General features: G+C 38.7%; 3 protein-coding genes, 3 pseudogenes and 1 CRISPR repeat array. Of the genes and pseudogenes, 1 reads left to right on the top strand and 5 read right to left on the bottom strand.

The window, feature by feature from the left end:
- The 5 genes and pseudogenes from BM278_RS17975 to cas1 all read right to left on the bottom strand — a co-directional run.
- A pseudogene (locus tag BM278_RS17975) lies at positions 1-232 on the bottom strand (IS701 family transposase); the annotation flags it as partial.
- Between the two features lie 97 nt (positions 233-329).
- Positions 330-545: a hypothetical protein gene (locus BM278_RS17970; RefSeq protein ID WP_244151233.1), complete on the bottom strand. Its 216-nt coding sequence runs from the start codon at positions 543-545 to the stop codon at positions 330-332.
- Between the two features lie 1,012 nt (positions 546-1,557).
- Positions 1,558-1,869: a helix-turn-helix domain-containing protein gene (locus BM278_RS17965; RefSeq protein ID WP_090952457.1), complete on the bottom strand. Its 312-nt coding sequence runs from the start codon at positions 1,867-1,869 to the stop codon at positions 1,558-1,560.
- Positions 1,870-1,888: 19 nt separating this feature from the next.
- The gene (locus BM278_RS17960; protein ID WP_090952454.1) at positions 1,889-2,368 is read right to left on the bottom strand and encodes a hypothetical protein; all 480 of its coding nucleotides are present in this window, start codon (positions 2,366-2,368) and stop codon (positions 1,889-1,891) included.
- A gap of 488 nt (positions 2,369-2,856) precedes the next feature.
- Positions 2,857-4,332: direct repeats of the CRISPR family, unit length 29 nt; unit sequence CTTTATATCCCACTACGTTCAGATAAAAC.
- A 331-nt stretch (positions 4,333-4,663) separates the two neighbouring features.
- A pseudogene (gene cas1, locus BM278_RS17950) lies at positions 4,664-4,888 on the bottom strand (CRISPR-associated endonuclease Cas1); the annotation flags it as partial.
- Between the two features lie 103 nt (positions 4,889-4,991).
- On the opposite strand from cas1, the pseudogene BM278_RS17945 reads away from it, so the two are divergent.
- A pseudogene (locus BM278_RS17945) lies at positions 4,992-5,226 on the top strand (IS4 family transposase); the annotation flags it as partial.

Here is a 5,226-nt window from a genome sequence, read left to right as displayed (position 1 = left end):
GCAGCGTCTCTTCATCCCAAGGGCTTTTCGTGAAAAAATGGCTGAGTGTCGTGCGGTGGTTCGGATGAAAGCTCCAATGATGAAGATCGGTCAATGTTCCCGCAAATCCTTTGGTGGTCAGCGCATCCACGATATGAACGAGATGCTTCATGACAGGTTTTGAAAAATAAAGTGCCAACCCCAACATCGTGAAAAACTTGTGGATTCCTTGATGATGTGCTAATCTATTCATGAGACATGAACCTCCTTGTGAATAGTTTTGGTGACACATCTATTCTAATCAAGGAATCGGGTTCATGTCTCTTTTTTTGTTTGGTTGTAAATTTATGTTAGCGAATTTGCTCATCTACAGTATTTAAAATAAATGGAATGTTTAATTGAGCCCATTTTTCGATATTTGGCATGCTAGATGGATAGACAGTATAATACTTAACTTGATAGCTTTTTGCAGCTGGACACGGAGCAGCCTCAGCCGCTTTCGCTGTAAAAGACGCAGCAACAATCGCTAAAGACGCAGCAAGTGAAAATACGATTTTTTTGTTCATGTTTCTCCTCCTCCAATTGCATCTCTTGCTCGCACGTACATCATAACACGAGTTTTTTGTAATATTTATGGATAAAGATGGATATTGGATGTATTTACCACTTTTTCTGCAAGAAAAGATTTTTTTCATAAAAAAATTCAAGCCGATCCCCTGCGAAAACTAGAGTTGTAAAAGAATTTCTTTCATGGCTACTTCATCATGCCTTGGATCCTCTATCATCCTTTCCCATCTATTACTTGCGAAATAACGGTTGACAAAGTGTAAGGAGAGGATAAAAATTAACATTTTTTACGATAATGTTACAATGTCTACATTCAGATAAAACAGGGATCAGATGTCATTATTGCGGGTAGCACAAAACATATTTCACTATGTTCAGATAAAACTTTGCCTATGCGTTAGTAGAAAATACAACGTTCCAAATTTTATATCCCACTACGTTCAGATACGATGAAGGTCAAGTCCTGATGATTGTGTAAAATTTCGCTCTCGGCACAGCGAATTTAGGCCTTAGGAAAATTGAACAGCTTTTTGCGCCGTTTCTTTTTACACAAAATTTCGGACTTCATCCAAGGAACGTTCATGCCATGGCCGCACATTTTCCTGTTTCACGAGCCTGTCGACAGCATGGCGCTTTCCCTTCCTTTCTTTTGGCTGGGAACAGGCATTGTTTTATCAGCCGTGCAACTTTGACGGGAGTTTCAATAAGTTAAGAAGTCGTTTATTGGAAACTATATACATGCTCATTGAAAAGTTAACCTTCACATAAGTGGTGCCCACTGGCATCCATCCTCGCGCCTAGATACACGCCCCAAGCATGTCCAAATGCCTCTGAGCCCTTTTGTATCAAGGGATCAGAGGCATTTTGTTTGCCTAGCCACTGTCGAACTCGGGTTCAATGGGAATAAAAAACTCCCCCTAAGCAGAACAGATTTTTTATTTTTTCATCTGTCTGCCTTTAAGAGGAGCATATCCGTTCAGCTAACCATTTGCTTCTGGAGCTAGTCTTTATTTAAACATAGTGATTGATCTTATTCTTTTCTTCAATTTCAACAATAATATGGCCAATTTCTGTATTTGATAACCCTAGTGCTTGAAACAGTTTTTCGTACGTTTTAATTTCAATATTCCCCGATCCACCTTCTACTCTAGAAATCGTTTTTACCCCCACCCCGGCTTTTTGAGCAAGTTCCTGTTGAGTCATATTTTTTTCCATTCTCTTCCTGAAAATGATTTGGGCGAGTATGGCCCCCAACCCGTAAAATTGTTCATGCAAATCGGGATGAGTTTCTACAATTTTGGAAGTATCCAATAAGTTTCTCATGTCCAGTTCTCCTTTCCTGTTATTTTAAATATCGACCCGGGTTCCGTGTAACCTTTACGTACATGTTGTACGCCAAATCGCGCATGAGATTTGTTTCATCTTGCGGAGGAATTTTAGTTTTGATGAATGACTTAACAAACACGTAATATTGTTTTTCCTGATATTCAACGGGAAAAAATAAAGCTCGAAAATGTTCGTTCGAATTCATTGGATATCGAAGTTCAAATATCGGTTTCTTTGCTAATGGTTTGACCAATTGGTACTCTTTAGTGTATTCCTTTTGTTCAATCGTAATACTCAGTTTGATTCGATCCCTTTTGAGGCGATTTAAAGGCCGATGAGCTAATAAAGTTAACGCTTGCTGAATAAACGTGAGATGAACTTTTGCTTCTAACGATGTCTTAGACTGCTCTAACAAGCCATCGAGGAATGTGCCTAATTGGTCAACACCCGTTTCATCTGGGATCGTTACTACATGGGCAATCGGATCGATTGTCATAATTATTATATCATATATGACTTATATTGTTAATCAATTGTTGTCATATATGACAAAAGCCTCCCTTCGTTCCTTAGGATACGGCATAAATCATTGGAATGCAAAAAAGTCAGTCAAGACTTTGTGGGAACTTTTTTGGTTCGCTGAAAACAGGTGTAAGCCATAGGTTGGCGAACCATTTTTTTGAATTTTATCCGTAATCGCTTTCGGACTCTCATCCCTTGCCATGATAGACGAATATGTATACCTTTTTTTACCATCCATTTTTCTGGCCCGTTCATCGGGCGTGCTGGAAATGATCATCCGAAAGAGTGTGCAATCGTTCGGAATAATCTGCAAAATCCGAAATAATTCACAAAAATTTGCGTATTATTCATAATTTTTACGAAATAATTTGAAAAAGGAATTCTGAAATAATGTGCTAGTTTACACCACTACGTTCAGATAAAACAATTCAATCAGGAAAAACATTAGATGACGTATTTCATCTTTATATCCCACTACGTTCAGATAAAACAAGGGGTGAGGACATGGAAAACGTCTATCCTTCAATCCTTTATATCCCACTACGTTCAGATAAAACTGAAGGTCACGCCAAGACGTTTGTAGGTTGTTGTTCTTTATATCCCACTACGTTCAGATAAAACTCTCATGAACGCAACCGCTCCTTTTTCCATTGTTCAACTTTATATCCCACTACGTTCAGATAAAACAAACTCGCCGGTTTTCAGAGCATTTCTATTTCTCCCTTTATATCCCACTACGTTCAGATAAAACTCGGGAGCATTTTATTCAAAACTTCTTGTTGAAACTTCTTTATATCCCACTACGTTCAGATAAAACACGCCGCGCACGACATTTTTGCCATTAATCTCAATCTTTATATCCCACTACGTTCAGATAAAACGGAAAAAAGGAGAGATTGTCGGCCGATCTCCATCATTCTTTATATCCCACTACGTTCAGATAAAACTTGCTAGTGTCCATTATCTTATGATAGTGGACACAACTTTATATCCCACTACGTTCAGATAAAACAATAACACAAGCAACCAAAAAACTTAATGAATTGATCTTTATATCCCACTACGTTCAGATAAAACCTGATGAGCGGATCAATGATTTGCATAAACAGATGGCTTTATATCCCACTACGTTCAGATAAAACTTTGCCGGAAAGTCTCGCCGCCCGCCACCCCGAAAACAACTTTATATCCCACTACGTTCAGATAAAACCGAATAATCGCTGATTTGATCTGATCTTCTCCGTCTGCCTTTATATCCCACTACGTTCAGATAAAACTTCTGTTGTCTATCAAACATACGGAAAGGAAACAGCTCCCTTTATATCCCACTACGTTCAGATAAAACTAGTCGTATCAGAAAAGGCTGGAAGCTGGTGATGTGACTTTATATCCCACTACGTTCAGATAAAACTTCGCCTGAATGCACAATAACATTGCAAGGATATTCTTTCTTTATATCCCACTACGTTCAGATAAAACTTCGCCTGAATGCACAATAACATTGCAAGGATATTCTTTCTTTATATCCCACTACGTTCAGATAAAACAAGGAGTGGATTTTTGACTACAACCTTTCCTGTTCCTCTTTATATCCCACTACGTTCAGATAAAACGATTTAATGGACCAATCCAGTAATAAGAGAGTTTAATTCTTTATATCCCACTACGTTCAGATAAAACCAAAATCGATCAGTTTGCAGCTGTTCTTGTGAAACCGCTTTATATCCCACTACGTTCAGATAAAACTCGTTTCCGAATCGTCCACCTGCCGCCCCACTCACTTTATATCCCACTACGTTCAGATAAAACGCTTCACTCCACGAAGACAATAAATGAAAACTTCTTCTTTATATCCCACTACGTTCAGATAAAACGAATTTGCAGACTGCTTGCATTTCCTCTTATCTATCTTTATATCCCACTACGTTCAGATAAAACCCCTATTTTCAAACAACGGCAACATGTTGATGTATCAATGTTTTTCTTCAAACATTGATCACATCAGTACGTTAAGTTTTGCAGTAAAGCGGCAGTTGTGTTCCTGCTTTGGTAAAAAGATTAAGTGATTTTTATTGATATATCAAGCATTTTTCAATATTTAGATAAAAATGGGGTTTACTGCAACATGTGAACGGCTCTGCACCGTTAAATAAATAGATCATCAAAATTGCGTTCCTGCCCAAAAATTTGCTTCTTTATGTTTTTTGGGTTGGACACTTGATAAAGATAGATTGAATCTTCTTGCTTATTTATAATTAATTCAAGTTCATATAAGCGGTTTAAAAATTTCGGCTAAATCCAAGCTTAGTGAAAACCGCTTCGTAGATGGTTCGTGCAAAAAGCTAATGGCAGGATCAAGCGGAGTTTTGTAAATTTCCGACAACACCGTTGTATAGCAAAGCGCATTTCCGAATGAGATGAGCGCATTCAGCGGGTCTTGCGGCGGCTGCTTTGTACGCTTTTCAAAAATAAAATCTTGTTTCAATATCTCATTCAGGCGTGTTGATTATCCAATAAAATCCAAAGGGTATAGAAAAAAGAGCACCTTTCCTGTAGAATGTGAGTAGCGACACAAACAAACCCAGGAGGTGCTCTCTATGAACAAGCATACCACACTCCCGAATTTGATGCAAAAACTTGTTTCGGATGAAGAGATTCAACTGATTGCCGAAGCGGTTGGGTATCGTGATTCGTCTCGAACCTTTACGTTGCGCGAGTTGATTCACTTCTTCCTGCTGGCCGCCATGCATCAATGGAAAAGCTTTCGCCACGGAGCCGATGTGGGGCCTCTGTATGGATTGCCGCGATTCCATTATTCAACTGTATCCAAGA

Source organism: Parageobacillus thermantarcticus (assembly GCF_900111865.1).
Taxonomy (GTDB): Bacteria; Bacillota; Bacilli; order Bacillales; family Anoxybacillaceae; genus Parageobacillus; species Parageobacillus thermantarcticus.
The sequence above is the reverse complement of the archived record's forward strand: the minus strand, read 5'-3'. Positions and strand labels throughout refer to the sequence as shown.